This window comes from Corynebacterium sp. MSK310, assembly GCF_030227355.1.
GTDB classification, from domain to species: Bacteria; Actinomycetota; Actinomycetes; order Mycobacteriales; family Mycobacteriaceae; genus Corynebacterium; species Corynebacterium rhinophilum.
This window is the reverse complement of record NZ_JASPFZ010000002.1, coordinates 21,608-40,987: the sequence shown is the minus strand read 5'-3', so window position 1 is coordinate 40,987 and position 19,380 is coordinate 21,608. Positions and strand designations below refer to the sequence as shown.

Here is a 19,380-nt window from a genome sequence, read left to right as displayed (position 1 = left end):
TCGGGGTAAAAAATTTGGGGGAATTCGCATGTCACGTATGCGACAAAACATTGTTGTCGGCGCGCCCGAGGTCAAAAGCGGCGGCGCCGCATGGATTGGCATGGCGGGCATCAACCCGCTACAGACACCACACTCTGCGTCTGTCAGGGTGGCTGCACTACCAACTGTCAACAAGTTCAGCCCAGCTGGCTACATCAGCGAGGACGGACTAACCAAGACTGTCGACCGTGATACCGAAAAGGTCGTGGACTGGAATGGTGACACCATGGCCGTGTTGCAGTCCAACCACTCGGTGCAAATCAAGTGCAAGTTCCACGAGATTGTCAATTCTCACGTTGCTACCGCCGTAATGGGCGAAGGCAACTTCCGTTCCCGTCACGATGGACGAGCAGTCCAGATGATTGACAACGCTACGGAAACTCCGTACCGCTCATTCATCTTTGACATTCACGGCGGCGAAGACCTGAAGGGACGCTTGTTCATCCCGAATGGTCGCGTCACCGAGCTCGACGACCAGGTGTTCTCGCGAGGTGAGGTCGTAGGCTTCGACGCCACGATTGAGTGCTTCCCAGATGAAAACGGAAACAACCTCTACACCTACATCGACCGCCGCAACGTCAAGAAGGATGACGATGACCGCTTCCCAGATGATGGGCTACCGGTTGTATCCCTGGCAGAAATTGAAGACATTGTCCGTAATGCCCTCGATGGTCTGCCAATCTCGCCGGATTTGGTTGCGGGTCTTTTCTATTCGCTCATTGACGGTAAGGGCGGATTGAACCTTGATTTCATCGAAAAGCTCACTACGCACCTGGCGCCGCTTAACGGTGTGGACGATTTGCTGCAGCTGATTTCCGACCTGTTGGAAGGCAAAGACGCCGCCACGCTGATTAAGGACGTGGAAGCACTACCGTTTACTCCGCTGAATCGTCACAAGCGTTGGGCCCAAGCAGTTGTAGACCTGCTCACCGGCTCCGGCGGACGTCAAACCATTGATGACCTAACCGGCGGCATCATCTAAACACTCACCTATTCGGGTAATTTTAAACACTACATTTTGGGGGAATATTTCATGGCCAACAACGACAGCCTGCTTTCTCAGATCACTAACTCCATCCGCGACCTGCAGCAGGAAGGCGGCGTGGAAAAGGACACTGCTGATTCTCTCACCGGCATGTTCTCTAATTTCAATACCATCATCGACAAGATTTCTGAATCCATTCCGCAGCAGGTCTCCATGCTGGGGCGCACTGTCAAGGACGCCAAGACTCTTGCCGATGACCTCAAGCAGATTCTCGGCGGACCATTGGTCTTCCCAGGCACTGGCGTTCCTTCAGCTATCAAGGGCATCGAAGACGCACAGACTCGCCTGCATGACCTCGTGGCCGAACAGTTCGGCGATGCTGAAGCTCTCCCCGACAAGGCCGCAGAACATGTGAAAGAACTCGCAGAACACGCCGGCAAGGTCGGTTCCGCTGTGGATGATTTCGTTGGTTCTTCTTACGCTAAGAAGCTGTTCGACGGAATCACCCCGGGCGATGGCTTCCCAGAACTAGTAGGCAAGTTTGACGCTCTTCCCGAGGCTGACCGCAAGAAGCTCACGGACTTGGTCACCGGCATTGGTTCCTCCGCCCAGCCAATCGGTGCTGCCCTCATCAACATTCTGCGCGCATTCAACGAGGACACCAAGGAGGAAAAGTAATGGAATACAAGTACATTGACCGCGATAACTACGGCGAATTCAACCCCACCCACCTCGTGGACCGCCTCGAGTCGGCCGGCGTTATTCCACACGAAATGGCAGACGCACTCACCCAGGCTTCTAGCGCACTGCTGAACCTGGGTGACGATACTCGCAGTGAAGTTGAAAAGGCTATTTCTACCCTGGTGGGTGAAGCTGAAAGCGGCCAGGAAGTCCTGGATACCCTCAAGGCGAATATTGATACCGCTATTCATGAGCCGGACCCGCTGAAGAAGGTTGCCGACTTTAAGTCCGCGGCTGATGAGCTCGTTGATGGGCTTGAGGGCCAGCTGAAGGATCTTGGTCTGGAGAAGGTCTCTGACCTTTCTGAGATTCGTTCTGTTGCCCGTGATTTTGCTGAGGCGTTGGATACGCTGAATGCTTCGGCACCGATTGCACAGGTGGTTAAGAAGCTGCCTGGTGGTGCTTTGCCTGGCCATGTGTTGGAGGCTTTGGCTGAGCTGCGACAGGATGAGCTTGATGAGCTGGCGAAGCACTTTGACGCTGTCACTGAGCGTGGCGGCAAGCTCATTGGCGAGTTGGCTTCCTTGGGCGCTGATGAGGCTGTGCGCAAGGCTGTGAAGGCTGCTGAGGGATTGTCTCCTTTGCTGGCTGTGGCTTTGGCTGCTGGTTCCGTTGTCGCCCAGGGCGCTGAGGCGGTTAAGAGCATTGTTGATTTGGGCGTGGCGGTGAAGGCTGCTCTGGTCAAGGGCTTGTTTACCGCAGGCAAGGGTCTTCTGGCGGCCCCGGTTATCGCGCAGTTTAAGGCAGCAAAGAAGCTTCCATTTATTGTTGTTGCGCTGCAGATGTTTAACCACCATGAGGTACGTCAAGCACTGCTGCACGTCTTTAACGAGGTGCTTATTAACTCGCTGACAGCGTTTAACACTAAGGCCGTGGTGAAGGCTGTTCGTGCCGCGGTGGACTCCCTTGTCCTGTCTACCCCGATTCGCGTTGCGGTTCGCGGCAATAACCTGTTGAAGATTCTCAATGGGCTGAACATTGGCCGTATCCTGTTCAATGTATTTTTGCTGTCGCGACTGCCTCAGCTGGGTCATTTGCCGGTGCGCGGCTTAGGTCTACGCGGTGTTGAGACTTTGGCTGCTGGTTTGTTTGCTAACTGGCGCGTTCTGAAGACTGTGCTGACTCCGCTGGCGTTGAAGCCGGGCGTTCTTATCGGCGACGCGGTAGCGTTGATGGTGGTCGCGTACCTAGCTGTAGGTGCGCTGACCGTGTAGGGAAATCCATGGAGACGAGGGGCGAGGGTTTATCCTTCGTCCCCTTTCTTCTTGGTTAACTCGGCATAGCTAACAAACAGTAGCTCCTGGCGCTGACGGAAGGTAGTGAGCTTGCGAGGAGCGCCAAAGGCCTTATCCACTTCTCGGTCGAGCCCGTCGTGTGCCTTGATGAGTTCCGGTGCCATTGCGAGTGGGTTGTAGTGCTCAGCTAATGAGCGCTCTGGGTGCAGCGCGCGAGCATCGAGCACCTTATTGCCCGCCTTAATAATCCGCTGCCGCGTCTTCTCATCCAACTTGGGCACAGGAAAAGTATTCCACGTCAGGGTATTCGCAAAGCGGATTCGAGACTCTAGTCTGCCTCCGATGGTCTTCTGCCATGTGATGAACATCGACGACGACGCTAACGCAAACATCAGGCCGTCTGGATCTTGAGCATGAAATACTAGGTCAGAAGCAATTACGCTTGATGGATACCTTTGTACGGTGAAATACGAGCGGCGTTCGCTTACTACCTTCGGCAAGCAAAGGTAATCAGTATCCGGTTGCGACCGCTGGCCGAATAAGTGCGGAGTTTCAGCCATTTTCCGTGTACTTGCCGCTTTACTGCCGGCTCGAAAGGACTTAACCGCTTCTAGACGCTTTTTCAGAACCGGACTCTGGGCAATGTCTGACGGTGCTACATCTACAAGCCATAGACACCACCGATCTAGGCCGTTCATTAGCTCTCGACTACCCCGGAAAGGGCGAACATACTTTGCCGATACGGGGTCACTCATAACCTCGTCGTATTCGTCTACCTCAACTAAAAGGTTGCCGCCATCTCGCGCCATATTTCCAAAAGTCGCGGGCGATATTTCCGACGAAATAGGATGCCGGGATTTATCGACAAGAACATTAGGGCCGTCTACTAAATAGGCATTAATGGACTGGCCTACTTCCACTGAGACTGGCTCGCCCTTTACATCGGGATAATCCCACAGACGTGGACGTGGTTGACTCTCCTTATCGAAGCCAACAATGACGCAGTGAACAGCAGCTTTACCGGGTGCCTCAGAGGCCCACGCAAACGTGCGGTGAGCGAAACGAATACGCCACCCTGCTTTGAAGATAGGCCCAAACAGCCGTGGAACTTGATCTCCTTGAGTAATTGAATTGGTGGTGACAAACGCAAAACGACCCTCTCGGGACTCAAAGAAATCCAAGCACTTTGCATGCCAGCCGGTGACGTAGTCCAAGCGTGAAATGTCCTTAGTGCCCCACAAATCTCGGAGTTCTTGACCTTGTTCAGCAGTTCTCGTCGCATGCCCCAAAAACGGCGGGTTACCGAAGATATACGTCTTGGCGGCAGAAGCCGGGAGTATGTCTGCCCAATCAAGCTGCAGGGCATTGCCGTGCACAATGTGCGCGGTAATCTTAATCGGCAACCGCTCAGGAGGCCTACCCACAGCGTTGGCAAGCTCCTTATTCGCCTGATGGTCAACCAAAAACATTGCGGTCTCGGCAATCTTTGCAGGCCACCAATTCAGCTCAATTCCGTAGAACTGGCCGATGGATAGTTTCTGCTCCCACTCAATATTCAACGACATGCCCGTTTCACCGCGGCGCTGGCGGATAGCGACAATGATGTCCGTTTCAATCCGCCGCAACTCCCGATACGCCAGAAGCAGGAAGTTTCCAGAACCACAAGCCATATCAGCGAATACCAGCTCAGACAGGGAGTCGCGGAAGCGCTCCAACGCGGCCACCGACGTCGACGGAGAAGACACCAGCTTGTCTGCTTCCGCTCGAAGCTCGTCTAGGAAAAGCGGGCCGATGGTCTTCATAATGTTGGCTTTAGAGGTGTAGTGCTCGCCGTCGCTGCGGCGAGCTTCCTTCGACTTAACCAACTGGAACAAAGAACCAAAGACGGAAACGTCGATAGTCGACCAATCAAAGTCACAGGCAGCAAGCAGAGCTTTACGCATCTGGTAGTCGAAGTACTCCGAGGACAACGGCTCGGCAAACAACGCACCATTGACATAAGGGAACTTCGCCAACGTAGACGGTAAACGCTTAGGCCGCTTTTCCGGGGCGGTATTAAGCACGCTAAATAGCTCATTGAGCTGGGGGCCGAGGGATTCTGGGGTGGTTTCATTGCGCACAAAATCCGCAAACAAATGCGGAGTATCCCAAAGCCCCGCGTCGTCACCGAAGAGAAGGAAGAGGATACGGGTGAGGTAGATAGAGGTGCGCATGACGCGCTCGTCTTCTTCCTCTGGCGTGGTAGGAGCCTCATCACCGACGGCTTCGTCCACGTCGTCGCCGTTCATCGCGCGGAAAAGTTCCACCATTAGCCGAGAGGCTTCCAGGGACGCCTTTTCTTCTTCCCGGTAGGCGGTGGTTTCGTAGTCGGCGAGGAAAGCAAGCTGGTCGACGTGCTCGTCAATCTCCTCTAAGGGAAACGTAATATCCCAGTCGGCGCTATCGCCGACATAGGTGCGGTTAAGACGGGTAACCCGCAGGGTCTCGAAATTGGAACAGACAACATAGGCCGGCATGTGCGAGTTCGCGATAGTACCGCCCAACAGGTAATCGAGGGCCTGGGCATGGGCGTCATCGAGTGGCACGCCGAGGGACTTAGCCTCACCTATGACTTTGCCGGGCATGAACATGTCAATTTTGCCGGTGCGCCCCGTCGAGGCGCGTTTTGCACTGCGTTGGTACAGGTACAGGTCGCGGGCGTTGACACCGAAACAGTCGAGTAGGTCGCCCCAGAACTGTTGGTCGTGACTCGACTCAGTCGCAGGCCGGTTTTCCGCCTTCCACTGCTCAATGTGGGCAAGCCACCGAAGTTTGAATTCGGTGAGGTTGTGTCGAATAGTAGCGCGGTCGGGTGTGATGGGGGCCATGTGGAAATTATAAGTGCTTGATGCATGGGCCACGGTGATAGGGGCTCGGGGTGGTCGATACTGTGTTTTATACTGGTGTATGTATTGTGACGCTATTTTGGGGGTTTTATGCGTAATCGGGGGAATCTTGTTCACGGTGTGCCGGACGTGTCGGCCGGTGGTGGTGCGTGGATTGGGCAGGCAGTGTCGAGTCCTTTTGCGGTGCCATTGTCGGCGAGTGAGCCGCTGCGTCGTTTGCCGGGGGCAGGTATGGTTCCTGCTGGTTACGTGTCTGCTGATGGGGTGTCGGTGGATACGTCGGTAGATTCTGAGGAATCGAAGTCGTGGTCTGGGCTGTCGATGAGTACTGTCTCCTCGCCGGATGGGGTGAGCCTGTCGGTGTCGTTTATGGAGTTGGGTAACTCGGCGGTGATGCGGTTGACTCATCCCGATGGTGGCGTCAAAGAGTTGTTTGACTCTTCGCGTGTGAGGGTTGAGGAACGCCTTGATGGGGCGCTTCCCTATCGGTCGTTGAATTTTGATTTGTTGGCGGCTGATGGGCAGCGTGTGCGTTTGTTTGTTCCGCGTGCGGTGGTCACGTCGATTGATTCGCAGGCGTTTAACCGGGCCGAGTTGGCAGGCAGTGTGGTGACGTTGTCGTGCACACCGGATTCTAATGGTGTGTGCTTGTATCGCCTGATGGATAGGGGCCCGCAGGAGCCTTCTTCACGTGGAAACGTAGGCCCGGATTTTGCGTTTGCTGGCAAGGTTCGCGAGTGGGTGGACTATATTACTGGCGATGGCAGGTTGACGAATCTTGGCGCGATTCGGGTGAATGTATCTACTGCTTTGGATATTATTTCTCGTATTTCTGAGCGGTCGTTGTTGGATGCGGTGGACCAGCTGATTAATCGTGTCGAACACACGGTTGCGGATATGACTGATTCGGAGTTGCTGCGCATTATTGTGGATTGGGCTCCGCGGGACCTTATTAGTGGCGCTAACTTAGATAACTTTCGTGCTGCGTTTGACCATGCGATGTCGTGGGTTCGCAGGCGGAGTAAGTCTATTGCGCATGCGTTGAAGAAGATTGCCACACTGTGGTCGAGTATTGGTGTCGGCGGTCTGATTACCGGCCTGGCCAACGGTGATGTGCAGCAGGCTATTGGTGATTTCCTGTCGACGGCTGGGGCGAATTGGCAGGATTGGCTTGATGCCATTATGCGTGGGGATGTTGACCATCTGATTGATAATGCGATTGCGTCGGTGAATTTCCCCGCGTTGGGTGATGCTTTGGCCGATCTGGTGGAGTCTGCTGGTTTCGCACAGTGGGCTGGGCCTATTCGTGCGTGGGCTGGGCGATTAGGACAGATGTCTGGCGATGTTGGAAAGATGGTTGGTGACGCTCTGCGCGGATTTTTGAACCGGCAGAACATCACCGACGTTAATGAGTTTATTCGTGATGCGATGCGCCGCTGGGATGAGATTTCTGGTGATTTCATCAAGCGAATGACATCAGGAGAAATTCTGTCGGATATTGCTCGTGCGGGCAGTGACCTTTATCGTGCGGCGCAGCGTTTGTGGGAATCGGTCATCAATATTGTTCGGGATAATTGGGATGTTTTTAACCCGTCGAATCTTGTGAAGGCATGGAATGCGTTTGTGGGTGCCCTGGACCCGGCCCAGTATGGTGATATTGCAAACCGGTTTTTAACGGACTGGAATAATCCTGCTGCTTTGGCTAACGATGTTGGTCTGCTGGCTAGCGCGGTAGCTAATGATATTGGTCAGGGTTCGATTGCTGCGCTGAATGCTTTGAATTTGGGGCAGGTGATTCCACAGCTGACAGGCGCGTGGGATGCGTTTTTAGATGGTGTGAATAAGGCTATCGCTGAGTTGTCGACGCAGGATTTGATTCTGGTGGGCGTGATGCTTGCTGTGCCGGTGATGGCTTTGTTGGCGGGGTTTGCGCTGACTGTGGTGTTGGCCGTGTTTAGTCAACCGTTTTTTGCAGTTCCGGTTGGTTTGGCAACGCTGGGTTTGTTGTTGGGCATGCTGGTCGTGGTTTTGGAGTTTTTCGGCTTCGGCTTAGGTGGTGTGCTTTTGCCGTGGGCGGCGGATTTGATTGTGATTGCCTTGTTGACTGGGCATCCGTTGGCGGCGTTGTTTATTTTTTGGTCTGTGGTCAATGGTGCGAAGTTCATCATTTTGGATTTCCCACTTGTTGTTATTGCTGGCGCAGTGCCGGTTACGTTGAAGTCCGTTGTGTTGTTTGTGGCTGCAGGATGGGCTTTAGCTCATCTCGCAGCATTAGCTGCAGTCGTTCTGGTGGTGGTGACGAAGGCTCGTATTTTACTGCGGGTTACGCAGCCTTTGCGTTTGACCGGTGTGGAGAAAGCGGTTGTTGCGGTTGCTATTGCTGTGACGACGTTCGTCATTGTGGCGTTGTTTGCTTCTACTGTTGCGGGGCTCATTATCTTTTTGATGCTTCGCAGCTTTACTCTGTCAGGCCGGTCACTGTTGTTGAATTTGGTTCGCACGGTGGTTGTTGGTGGGGTGTTCTTGCCTGTTATTGGTGTGGGCATTGTGTTGGCGGTTTTGCGTTTGTTGCGGTTCCGTGTGCACTCTATTCCGCCGGTGGTCACTGCGGTTGCGGTGTCATTGCCGATTATGCAGGTATTGGTATTCCGGTCGCTGGTGACGGCACGGCTTGCAGGTAAGCAGCTTCAGACGGCGGTGCTGGTTGTTCGTCCGTTAGTGCGTTTTGTTTTGTCGGTGCTGTTTTTGTTGTTTGCTACCGTGGGGGCTTTGTTGCCGGTGGCTGGGGCTGGTGTGGCTGCGTTTGTGACGGCGCTGATTGCTATTCCGGCTTCGATTATTTTCTATTTATCGTCTGTGGCGTGGGTAGCGTCGAATGTGGTGGCGTTTCCGCTTTTGAAGAAGGCGGTCGCTCCGGTGTTGTTGGCGTTGGGGGCTATTGTTGCTTTGTCGTTTGTGGCAACGGCGGTTGCCACGATTTTGCTTCTGCCGATTTTGGCGCCGCCGGTGATTGCTGCTGGCGCTGCTGTAGCTGCTGCTTTCGCCACGGTGGGTGTTACTGTGGCGTTGTTTGTCGGCCATCAGCTGTCCTTGGTAGTGACTGGCCTGCGTGGTGCCGGCCAATTGCTGTTACGTGTGGTGACTGCAGGTGTCGTGCTTATCGGTGCTGTGTTTATGGCCACTGGTATTTTTGCGGGAATTGGACCGTGGGCTTTACGGCTGGTGCTGCGTGGTGTGGAAACTGTTCGCGCGGTTATTTCTGTCGGGTTTATACCACTGTTTGCAGCCCCTACGCGGTTCTTGTATCCACTGCGTGCTGTGGGCACCACTGCGATTGGCATAGTTTCTGCAGTAATACTGCTGGTGGCATTGTTGACGCTTCCTGTGTTGTTTCTGCCTTACAGGGGGCTGCTGTATCGCATTGTGATTCCACTGTCGATGAATGTTTTCTTGCTGAAGTGGAATCTTTACAGCATCAGCGTACAAACTGTTGCCTGGGGGCTTTTGGCATCCTTTGGTTTGGCATCAGCAGCGGCGTGGGCTGCGTGGGCGGCTGCGGGTGGACCAGCTAATCCGGCAACGAATACCATTTGGCTTGTCGCCGGCGGCGCAGGAAATTTAGGCATCGCACAGTTGGCAATCATGCTTGTGGGCTATGTGGTGGGTAAACCTACACGTACGCTTCGCCACCTGCTGACTCCTATAGGCCTCCCGTGGACTTTCTTAGATGCATTTGGCATCGATACCGTCACTACGTTGGGGGTCGCGCTAGCGCATATCGTCGCTCGTACGCGGGGAATTATTGGGCGTATTTTCCGCCCTATTCTCCCGCTTATGGTGGGTATTCTCGGGTCGAGCGTTATTGCTGCGGCGCGATGGATGGGCTGGAAGCTTCCTATCATTGCTGCTCGCTTGCTTACCCCTGTTGCAATTGTACTGGGCGTGAATCATCGTTTTGTCATCGCTGCGCTTGTTGTTCTCACTTGGGTTGGGCAACGTCTTAAGAAGTGGCCAAAGTTCGCCCTCAGTAGTATTGCTACCGTTGTTTCTGCCATTGTGGTCGCACTTGCTACTGCCCGCGGGGTACGCCACTTACTTTTGGACGCTGGGGTTATTGCTGGTGCCTTTCCGTGGATGAAGGTCCAAAAGTTGGAGCGGCTTGGTTTAGGGTTGATGATTTCTGCCTTCGTGACCATGTTTGTGGGTGTACCAATGCTGCTGGCCGCGCGAAAGTTGGCGCAGCCGTGGAGGATTCTGGCTAAGGTATCTTTGTTGACAGTTGCGGTCACGTTTGCAGCGGCGGCGTTGACGATTGTTCCTGGTGTGGCGGGCGCGATTATTTTGTTCTTGTCTGCGGCTACGTTTGTGGGGATGCTTGCCACTCACCCGAGGGTTCTTTTAACGCCTTTGGCTGGACTACTTACGGTGGTGGCTGGTCTTGTTCTTGCCGCTGCGGTTGCATTCGTTGTTGCCGGTACGCCGCTGCGTGTTGGCAGGTGGCTCTTCAGCCGCGCCCGTTTGGCCGCGGTCGTCGCAGCAATACCCATTATCGTATGGGCTGTATTGATTTTGTCTGCTGCCCTGTTGATTGTGACGGTCGCAACCATCGCCCATGCGATTCGGGCCGTTGACCTTATCTCGTCTATTGCGGTGTTTGCCGTGGTTGTGGGCCTCCTGGGCGTTGTTTTGGGCTCATTGGCGCTTACACTGTTCAACCGTGTGGCAGGAGTGGTGATTGCCGGTATTGTGACTGTCACTTTTATTGCTGTAGCCGGCCTCATTGTCACGTTGAGCCTGGTACCGATTTACTTACGCGTAGTCAATACGATTGCGTTCCCGCTGGTGGGTATCCCGCTAGATATTTTCAACCTGCTCACACGTCACTCACCGCTGGGAAGGCTCGTCCGCTTATGGGTAGTTGCGCACCTAGCCGCACTCGCAGTTATTTCGCTGGGGCTGGTTGCGGTAGTTATCGTGCTCAATATTGCCGGGACGGTTACAGGGTTTGTCGCCGTATCCGGTATTGCTATCAGTATCGTGCTGGCCTATCTATATTTCTTAATCCCAGTTGTTGCTATCGCCATTGTCGTTTCAATCGTGTTCCTAGCAGTGCTACCAGGTTTAATTGACATGGCGTGGGGTCTCACGGCCGCACTACCCTAAATAATGAAACGTCAGTGCTGCTATCATTAGGAGCATAAAGTGCACTCCTTTCTGCCATGACACGCAGAAACGGCACTGACAGCACACAACACACATATTCGATTCGGGGGAATTGTTTCTTATGGCTGCAAAGAAGAACGCCAAGAAAAACACTAAGCCGACCAACGACTGGTTTAACTACACCACCTCTAACGGCGACGACATCACTCTGCCGCCGATTGACTCCATCATCACCGTCGGCGACCGCCGCCGCGCCAAGCGAGACGGCCTTGATGATGAAGACTTCTCCTGGATGATTCTCGAGCGCGCCGCCGACAAGTCTGATGACGGCACACTCGATGTCATCGATAACATGCACATGGACGAGTTCAACACGTTCATGCAGGACTGGAGCGAAGGCGGAGACAAAAGCTAGCTTTGGCGAAATCGTCTCCCTCATCGACGCTGTAGACTCCGACACCCGATTCGCTATGGCAGTCGAAAGGGAACTCATCGAAGCCGGTATACGCTGGCGGTGGATAAACGACGGCACAGACCGTGTCACGTGGAATGATGCCATCGCTTTGATTGCCACCGCTGGCCCAGAGTCGGCACTGGTACGCAATTCGCTTAAAAAAGATTGGGAGTGGAACCTCACCAACCAGCTCTTAGCCCAAATCGCTGACCAGCAGGCGATGAGTGCCTGGGGAGGTAAGGGGCAAAAGCCTAAGCCTATCCCCCGCCCCGGAGTCGACGACAAGAAAACCGAAACTGCTGGTATTCAGGCAGAAGGACTTACGAAACAAGAAATGGACGAATGGCTAGGCGATGACTGGCCTGGCGTTGACGGGGGTTAATCATGGGTGCAAACTTCGACGTTGGTACCGGCTGGGTCAGTATCGTGCCGAAAATGGGAGATTTCTCCCAGGTACGCAAGCAGATTGATAAAGCGGTCGTCAGCCCTTCTGGCTCGTGGGGTGAAAAGCTGGGAAGTAAAATCACCGGCGGGTTGAAGAAGACCATGAAGGCTGGTGCGGTTGCTACTACTGCGGCTGCTGGTGTGAGTGCTGGCAAAGCCTTTAGTGATGGTTTTAACCGTCTTGCTTCGACTGACAAGGCAGAAAAGGCCCTTGAGGGTTTGGGTTACAAGGGCAAAGACATCGACCAGATTATGGGCAATGTCAATAAGTCCATTGAGGGCACCTCCTTCCTCATGGGTGATACCGCCCAGGTTGCCTCCGTCATGCTCAGCTCGGGAATTAAGCCGGGCCAGGACCTCCAGGACACGCTAAGTCGAGTTGCCGACTCTGCCGCCCACTCAGGCGTGTCCATGGGCGAGATGGGGTCAATCTGGTCCAAGGTTGCTGCCCGTGGCCACGTTGATGGTGAAGTTATGGCCCAGTTGATGGACCGAGGAATCGGCCTGCAGCAAAAACTCGCCGACCAGATGGGCGTGACTAAAGAAGAAGTCACCGACATGATTAGCTCGGGCAAGGTCTCATTCGAGGACTTTTCTAACGCCATGAACGACATGTTCGATGGCGCCGCCCAAAAGCAACGCGAAACATTCAAAGGCTCCTTTGACACCATGGCCGCGTTCGCATCCCACGTGACCGCAGCGTTCATCCAGCCTTTCTACGATGGAATGATTCCCGTCTTTAACGCACTATCGGATGGATTCGAAAGAATTACTCCACAGATTGGTGATTTCGCTGGGCAGCTCTCAGACAAGATTGCCCCGATTTTTGACCACTTGGCGGATGACGTTATTCCGAAAATGTTCGACGCGATTTCGAACATTGATTTTAATTCGGTGATGAATTCGTTCACGTCGATGGGGAATTTAGCAGTCCAAGCATGGCCTGCAGTTGAACAACTAGGCAGTTCAGTAGCCCAGCTTCTCAGCGCCATCGCGCCTATTCTGCCTTCCATTGTCACAGCCATGGGCTCTATTGCTGTCGGTAGTCTGCCTGCTATTGTCGACCTGTTAAATGCTCTCGCGCCGCTGATTTCTACCGTGGTTGTCCCGGCCGTTGAGATGCTCACCGACCAGATGGCCAAGCACCCAGGATTGGCTGCTGCGGCTGCTGGTGGGTTTATGACGTGGGCTAAAGTCATTGCGCCGATCACTCGTGGGTTTAAGGCGTTTAAGGCAGGCGGCGACATTATCGCATCATTCGGGCCAAAGTTGGGCCCTGCGATTAAGGGGTTTATGGGGTTCCGTAAGGCTTTGGGCGGAATCTTTAAGGTCGGGCGCATCATCTTCACTGGGCTACGTACTTTGCCTGCACTGTTGGCGGCTATTTTTGACACGAACCCAATCGGCCTTATTGTCACGGCTATTGCCGCCGTCGTTGCAGGTATTACACTCTTTTTGACAAAGACCGAGGTCGGACATCAAATCCTGTCGAAAATTGGTGACGCGCTCCGCGGCTTCTGGGAGTGGATTCAGCCTGTCTTTTCGTCTATTGGTGAGTGGTTTTCGAAAGCGTGGGGTGTGATTCAACAGGTAGCTCCTTACATCGTCACCGCGCTTATCACGCCTATTGTTATTCAATTCAATATTCTCAAAGCACTTCTCATGGCTGGATTTAACGTCATTAAGTTGGGCTGGGAGCTACTCGTAACCGGCATTCAAGCCCTGTGGGAAAACATACTCAAACCCGCATGGGACGCTGTCGCACAAGCCCTACAAACCTTGTGGGAAGCAGCTATCCAACCAATCCTCAACCTGATAAAGCAGCTCTGGGAAGCTGTTGTAAATAGCATCAAGGCCCTCATCGATACGGTACTTATCCCAGCGTGGGACGCGATGAGCCAATTCCTGTCTGCTATCTGGAATAACGCTATTCAGCCAGTATTTAACGGGATTAAAGCCGTGTGGAACATGGTTGTCAACGGTATCAAGGCCATTATTGACAACGTCCTTCTTCCTGCCTGGCAACACATGTCAGACTTCATCAAAGGCATTGTCGATGCACACGTTCGTCCTGCTTTTGACCGCATGAAGCAAGGGGTCGACCAAGTAAAGCAATGGTTTGAAAAAGCCGCTGATGGAATCAAATCCGCATGGAACAGTGTCTGGGAAACTATTAAGTCAATTGCCGGCAAAATTGCCAACGTCGCCTACAACAACGGCATTCGCCCCGCATGGAACGCTGTATCCAAGGTAACTGGTGTAGACAAGCTTCCCGAGGTCAGCTTCGCCACCGGTGGCGTCATGCCCGGTTACACCCCAGGCCGCGACATACACACCTTCTTCTCGCCTACCGGCGGAACGCTCAACCTATCCGGTGGTGAGGCCATCATGCGGCCCGAATGGACCAGAGCAGTCGGCGGCCCAGCAGCTGTCGCACGTATGAACGCTACAGCACGAGCAGGAAAAGGCACCGGACTTTCCGGCTCCTTCGCCGACGGCGGCGTCCTCGGCACCATCAAATCCACAGCAGGCAAAGCATGGAACGTCACTGACGACGTCATCAACAAAGCCATCGAGCTCGGTGGTGACTTCGCCAACGCAGCAAAGAAACTCTTCGACGACAAAATCAACGCTGTTAAAGAAAATCTCGGCATCAGCAGCGGCACCGACCTAGCCAAATCCGTCGCACCCGCCTACCTCACCAAAGGCGCCGAAAACGCATGGAACTGGCTCAAAGACAAAGTCAAAGCCGTGGCCAAAAAGGTCAAGGAGCATTTAAGCGTCGGCGGCGACGTCAACAAGTATCGCGGGCTTGTCACCCGCCTGTTGAAAGAAAAAGGCCAACCAACATCCCTAGTCGACACCGTCCTACGCCGCATGCAACAAGAATCCGGCGGCAACCCCCACGCCATCAACGACTGGGACTCCAACGCCGTCGCCGGCACCCCATCCAAAGGCCTCATGCAAACCATCGACCCCACATTCCAGGCCTACAAAGACCCCGGCTTCGACGACATTTGGGACCCAGAGGCCAACATCCGCTCCTCCATGAACTACGCCATGGCTACCTACGGTTCTCTCTCCGCGGCCTACGACCGCGCCGGAGGCTACAAAAACGGTGGTGTACTACCTGCATTCTTGCGCGACTCCGGTGGTGTACTCCCCAATAACTCTGTTGCTGTTAACACGTCCGGCCAATCAGAGTGGGTACTTAACTCCCAACAGATGACCAATTTCGCTGAAGGCATTACCTATGCCGCCAAGCACTTGGACGCCACCGCTAAGACCTTCTCAGAAGGCGTCGAAGCATGGCTTAACGGTCAAGAAGAACGCGTCGGCGCCCCCATCGAATGGGGCTCACAATTCCTCGGCGACGTACTCGCCGACATCACCGACGACCTCGGCTCCCCCTGGGGCATTGACGGGGTCAACGCCCCAGACATTCTTGACAATCAAGGCCGTGTCAAAGTCGCTGTCGCCGGTACCTCCGACGACCCCGGCAAAAACGCCCTCCCACCAGTCGAGGTTCACCTCAACATGAATGGCGACAATATGGAAGTCTCCTCCGACGACGTCCGCCGCGGCGTCAACCAAGCCCTCGACGATTATCAACGTCGAATCGAAGCACTCGAACGCGGAGTCAAAATCAACACCTTCACCACCCCAATGGTCGTCTAGCAGGAGGAAAGCACAGTGGACATCCAACTAACCGACTACAAAGGCCACACCTGGCACCTCGCCGGCGCCCAGGAAGGCGACGAAGGCGTCACCCTACATAAAATCTCCGGCACCGACGGGAAACTATCTGACCACCCAGTACCAACCACCCAGCACTTCCCCACCCACACCTACGATACGGCCACCCCAGAGCCCATCACCCCAACCCTAACAGTCAGCATCACCCACACCACCAGCCTGACCACTGAAACCAATATCCGCCGCTTCCTCGACGGCATCGACTTCTACAAACCCTCCATCCTCACCTTCCACCAACCCCGCCAGCCCGAACTCCAACTCTTCGTCCACCTCGAGTCCCCCATCGGACTTCCCGAAGAAACCGCCCCCAAAGACACCACAACCCTCGAAATACACCTCACCGCCCAAGACGGCCGCTATTTTGGCCCCGAACACACCTCCACCGGAATCACCACCATCGAAAACACCGGACAACTCCCCCTCTGGCCCACCATCCACTGGAAAGGCCTCACCGCCCGCGTCACCGAAGACAAAAACGGCCCTATCATCCTCCCACCAGCACTCGGCACAACCGGCCTCATCTACCACACCAACCCCGACACCGGCGGACTCGTCACCGACACACACGGCTACCCCAACCACAACGCCTGGGCCACACTCCGCGGCATCGCCTGGACACGCCCCATCATGCCCGGCGACGCCACCGCCATCGACTGCCACAAATGCCACATCCACTGGCGCAACGAATACCTACAACCATGGGCACAAACAGGAGGAATAATCAGCAATGCAGGAACATCAAACAATTCAAATGGCCGCACTTGGGCAACGGCATCAGGACGACCACACGCCGTTCGTCTATTTGACTGACAAATACCTCACCCCACAAGCCATCATCACCGGCTACACCGAGTTCAAAGCCAACGACAAAGTCAACGACGCCGGCACCTTCACCCTCGAAGTACCCGCCAACCACCCCGTCGTCGACCTGCTCATCCCACCACTAGCCTTCGACGGCGACCCCAACTCCACCCTGCGCAAACTCACCGACATCCAACAATTCCTCGTCGTCGAATACGGCCACACTCGCTACACCTACTTCGTCGACACCATCATCGACCACGCACAACAACACGACCCCACCGTTGAAATCACCGGCACCTCCATCCACGACCTGGCCAACTACCTCGTCATGGAATCCAACCCACTGACCATCAAAGCCATCCAACCCAAATACATGGACGTACGCGCCGGCGACTCTTTACGTGTCATTAAGACTTTCGTCTTGATGAACCTGCGCCGCCTCTACCAATTCGACCTACTGCCCGACGCTGACCCATGGTCGCCTATTGCTTGGCGTGATTACGCTGACTGGCCGATTATGGTCAATCCACTCCACAAATCCACCACCACCCCCTGGACTGTGCTTGCCGCCCGCTTCGACTCGCTTGCCGACCTGACCAAGGAAACACTCGACGCCGCAGGACTCCGCCTGACCATTACACTCTGGATGCCATGGGACAAGCAACCATTCCCCACCCACACCCGACTGTGGAAGCCCACCTTCATCATCGACATCGTCCCCCTCACCAATGATTCCTCCGTCGCCGGACACATCAGAGAAGGCGTTAAAAACATCAGCCGCCGCTGGGACCCCGAAGACAACGTCTCCACTGTCGGCCTCGGCGACCGCACCAACCCAGACGGCTACAAACCCTGGGTTATGCTCCGTCCCACCCACATCGACTACGCCACCAGCGACGTCACCATCACACGCTCCAAGTACGCAGACGTCACCGTCGGTGGAAAATCCCCCAACGCCATCAACCAACTGTTGAAACGAGCAACCGCCACTTTCGTCGGCGGAGCCATCGCTGGCGCCAAAAACGCCTGGCCCGGAAACGACAAACAACTCGACGACCTACAAAACAAACTCGAAAAAGCCACCGGCAAACTCACCGAAGACAAACTACTCGCCTTCACTCACCACCAAGCCACCCGCAGAGCACGACACCTCGGCCCCTACCGACGCCGCGAACTCGTCGCCTCCGGAGAAGGATTCACCATCGAAGGACAACAACAAGCCTACGAAGCACTCGCCAAAGGCAAGGGCAACCTCTCAGCCTCATTCAAGCTCACCGATAATTGCCCCTACCAGCTTGGCTACGAAGTAAACGTCGGCGACCAAATCGGCATCCAATGGCGAAACATGAACCTCTCCACCTGGATTGATGAAGCCACCATCAGCCACACACCCGGCACACCACCCAAAACCGAACTAGCTGTCGGCGAAGCACAACCCCGCCAATCCGCCCTCCAACAACTCAACGAAAATCAAAAACACATCTCCGCCACAACGAAACGACTCAAAACCCTCATAGGGTAAAATCACCACATAGGAACACCAGTTCCACACACAACGGGGGATAAAACATGGGAGTATGCCTAAACCGCGACACACCACCAGGCGCATGGGTCGTCAACCAACCCATACTCAACGCCACCAACCAACTACACGCGCTCTTCTTCGGCCCAGATGACTACACCACCGGCCGAAACACCATCGAAGCGCTCACACCAGCCCTACACAGCTGGCTCAACAACTAAAACCACAAAACAAGGGGGAAAATAATCATGCCACTGTACGGACTCGACGTGTCTGAACACAACAACGGACTCAACCTACACACCGCACAACAAGAGGGCTACGACTTCGCCATCATCCGCATCTGCGACGGAACTTACAAAGACCCCATCTTTCACTCCCACCTGAAGGACGCAGAAACCGCAGGGCTCATTACCAGCGGATACTGGTACCTCCGCGCCCCCTCCGAAGGCACCACCATCACCCAACAAGTCGACACCATCGACCAACAATTACAAGGCCGCAAAGACCTCCCCATCTGGATAGACGTCGAATCCATCGACCCTTCAGGCAACGCCCTCCTCTCCGGAAACGACGTCTGGGCAGCAAAACACGAACTCGAATGCCGCGGCTACACCGTCCCCGGCATCTACTCCGGCGCCTGGTACTGGGAGAAAATGATAGGCGGCGAACCCTCCATGGACGGCCTCGGCGCCCTCTGGGTCTCCAACTACGGAACGCAAAACAGTCACGGCACCGCCGCACAACTCTACCCAGGCGACGACAGCCCACGCTGGAACTACCCACTCGGCGACCACACCCCCGACATCCTCCAATACGGCTCCAACGGACACGCAGCCGCCTACCCCGGCGTCGTAGACATCAACGCCTACCGCGGCACCCACGACGACCTCAAACACCTACTCAACCAATAACCCCCATACACACCAGAAACCCCGCACACACCAGAAAGGAGAAACAACTATGCCAAAGCACGCACAAAACATCATCCACCCACAACAATTCCAACTCGACCGCGGCATCACCCACTCCCCCTGGTACCTCCGACAAACCATCTACACCGTCACCGGCCTCATCGCCCTAACCGTCACCGCATTCGGTATTGCCAGCCCCGACCAAGTTGATACCTGGCTACAAAACACCAGTGGTATCACCGCCACCATTGCCAGCGCCCTCGCAGCAATCACCACCGGCGAACACTCTGACTATCGACCCATCCCAGCCCAACCACCACAGGAGACGCAACCAACCCCGCACACCCCTGCGCCACCACGTCTTACGCCCACCACTCCACAAGGAGCAACGCCAGGACACCCCGCACCCAACCCACAACAACCGCCCCAATAACCCAA

At 54.9% G+C, this 19,380-nt stretch carries 13 protein-coding genes; 12 read left to right on the top strand and 1 reads right to left on the bottom strand.

Annotated features, from left to right (window positions below):
• The first annotated feature begins 28 nt into the window (after window positions 1-28).
• From QP891_RS02530 to QP891_RS02520, 3 genes are read left to right on the top strand one after another with little or no spacing between them, the layout of a single operon-like run.
• On the top strand, window positions 29-1,021 hold the full coding sequence (locus tag QP891_RS02530) for a phage tail tube protein (protein ID WP_284816923.1): 993 nt from the start codon (window positions 29-31) through the stop codon (window positions 1,019-1,021).
• Window positions 1,022-1,072: 51 nt separating this feature from the next.
• Complete coding sequence (locus QP891_RS02525) at window positions 1,073-1,702, top strand: hypothetical protein (RefSeq protein WP_284816921.1); 630 nt, start codon at window positions 1,073-1,075, stop codon at window positions 1,700-1,702.
• Window positions 1,702-2,979 carry a hypothetical protein gene (locus QP891_RS02520; RefSeq protein WP_284816919.1) on the top strand — a complete coding sequence of 426 codons (1,278 nt, stop codon included), beginning with the start codon at window positions 1,702-1,704 and terminating at the stop codon, window positions 2,977-2,979. Before QP891_RS02525 ends, QP891_RS02520 begins: the two co-directional genes overlap by 1 nt.
• A gap of 29 nt (window positions 2,980-3,008) precedes the next feature.
• Here QP891_RS02520 and QP891_RS02515 read toward each other — a convergent pair whose 3' ends face one another.
• Window positions 3,009-5,867 (bottom strand): DNA methyltransferase, encoded by a 2,859-nt coding sequence (locus tag QP891_RS02515; RefSeq protein ID WP_284816918.1) that lies wholly within the window; start codon window positions 5,865-5,867, stop codon window positions 3,009-3,011.
• A 138-nt stretch (window positions 5,868-6,005) separates the two neighbouring features.
• Here QP891_RS02515 and QP891_RS02510 point away from each other — a divergent pair, with 138 nt between their 5' ends.
• The 9 genes from QP891_RS02510 to QP891_RS02470 all read left to right on the top strand — a co-directional run bounded on the left by QP891_RS02510 (window position 6,006) and on the right by QP891_RS02470 (window position 19,375).
• A complete protein-coding gene (locus QP891_RS02510; RefSeq protein ID WP_284816916.1) occupies window positions 6,006-11,048 on the top strand; it encodes a hypothetical protein in 5,043 nt (1,680 codons plus the stop codon).
• Window positions 11,049-11,169: 121 nt separating this feature from the next.
• Window positions 11,170-11,463 carry a hypothetical protein gene (locus QP891_RS02505; protein WP_023021075.1) on the top strand — a complete coding sequence of 98 codons (294 nt, stop codon included), beginning with the start codon at window positions 11,170-11,172 and terminating at the stop codon, window positions 11,461-11,463.
• Between the two features lie 55 nt (window positions 11,464-11,518).
• Window positions 11,519-11,884 (top strand): hypothetical protein, encoded by a 366-nt coding sequence (locus QP891_RS02500; RefSeq protein WP_023021074.1) that lies wholly within the window; start codon window positions 11,519-11,521, stop codon window positions 11,882-11,884.
• 2 nt (window positions 11,885-11,886) lie between these two features.
• Window positions 11,887-15,624 carry a tape measure protein gene (locus QP891_RS02495; RefSeq protein WP_284816915.1) on the top strand — a complete coding sequence of 1,246 codons (3,738 nt, stop codon included), beginning with the start codon at window positions 11,887-11,889 and terminating at the stop codon, window positions 15,622-15,624.
• Window positions 15,625-15,639: 15 nt separating this feature from the next.
• Window positions 15,640-16,512, top strand: coding sequence for a hypothetical protein (locus tag QP891_RS02490; RefSeq protein ID WP_284816913.1), 873 nt, complete (start codon window positions 15,640-15,642; stop codon window positions 16,510-16,512).
• Window positions 16,505-18,028: a Gp37-like protein gene (locus QP891_RS02485; protein ID WP_284816911.1), complete on the top strand. Its 1,524-nt coding sequence runs from the start codon at window positions 16,505-16,507 to the stop codon at window positions 18,026-18,028. The genes QP891_RS02490 and QP891_RS02485 overlap by 8 nt, the downstream gene beginning before the upstream one ends.
• Before the next feature lie 47 nt (window positions 18,029-18,075).
• Window positions 18,076-18,249 (top strand): hypothetical protein, encoded by a 174-nt coding sequence (locus tag QP891_RS02480; protein WP_259825016.1) that lies wholly within the window; start codon window positions 18,076-18,078, stop codon window positions 18,247-18,249.
• 27 nt (window positions 18,250-18,276) lie between these two features.
• A complete protein-coding gene (locus tag QP891_RS02475) occupies window positions 18,277-18,942 on the top strand; it encodes a glycoside hydrolase family 25 protein (RefSeq protein ID WP_284816908.1) in 666 nt (221 codons plus the stop codon).
• Between the two features lie 49 nt (window positions 18,943-18,991).
• A complete protein-coding gene (locus tag QP891_RS02470) occupies window positions 18,992-19,375 on the top strand; it encodes a hypothetical protein (RefSeq protein ID WP_284816906.1) in 384 nt (127 codons plus the stop codon).
• The last annotated feature ends 5 nt before the right edge of the window (window positions 19,376-19,380 follow it).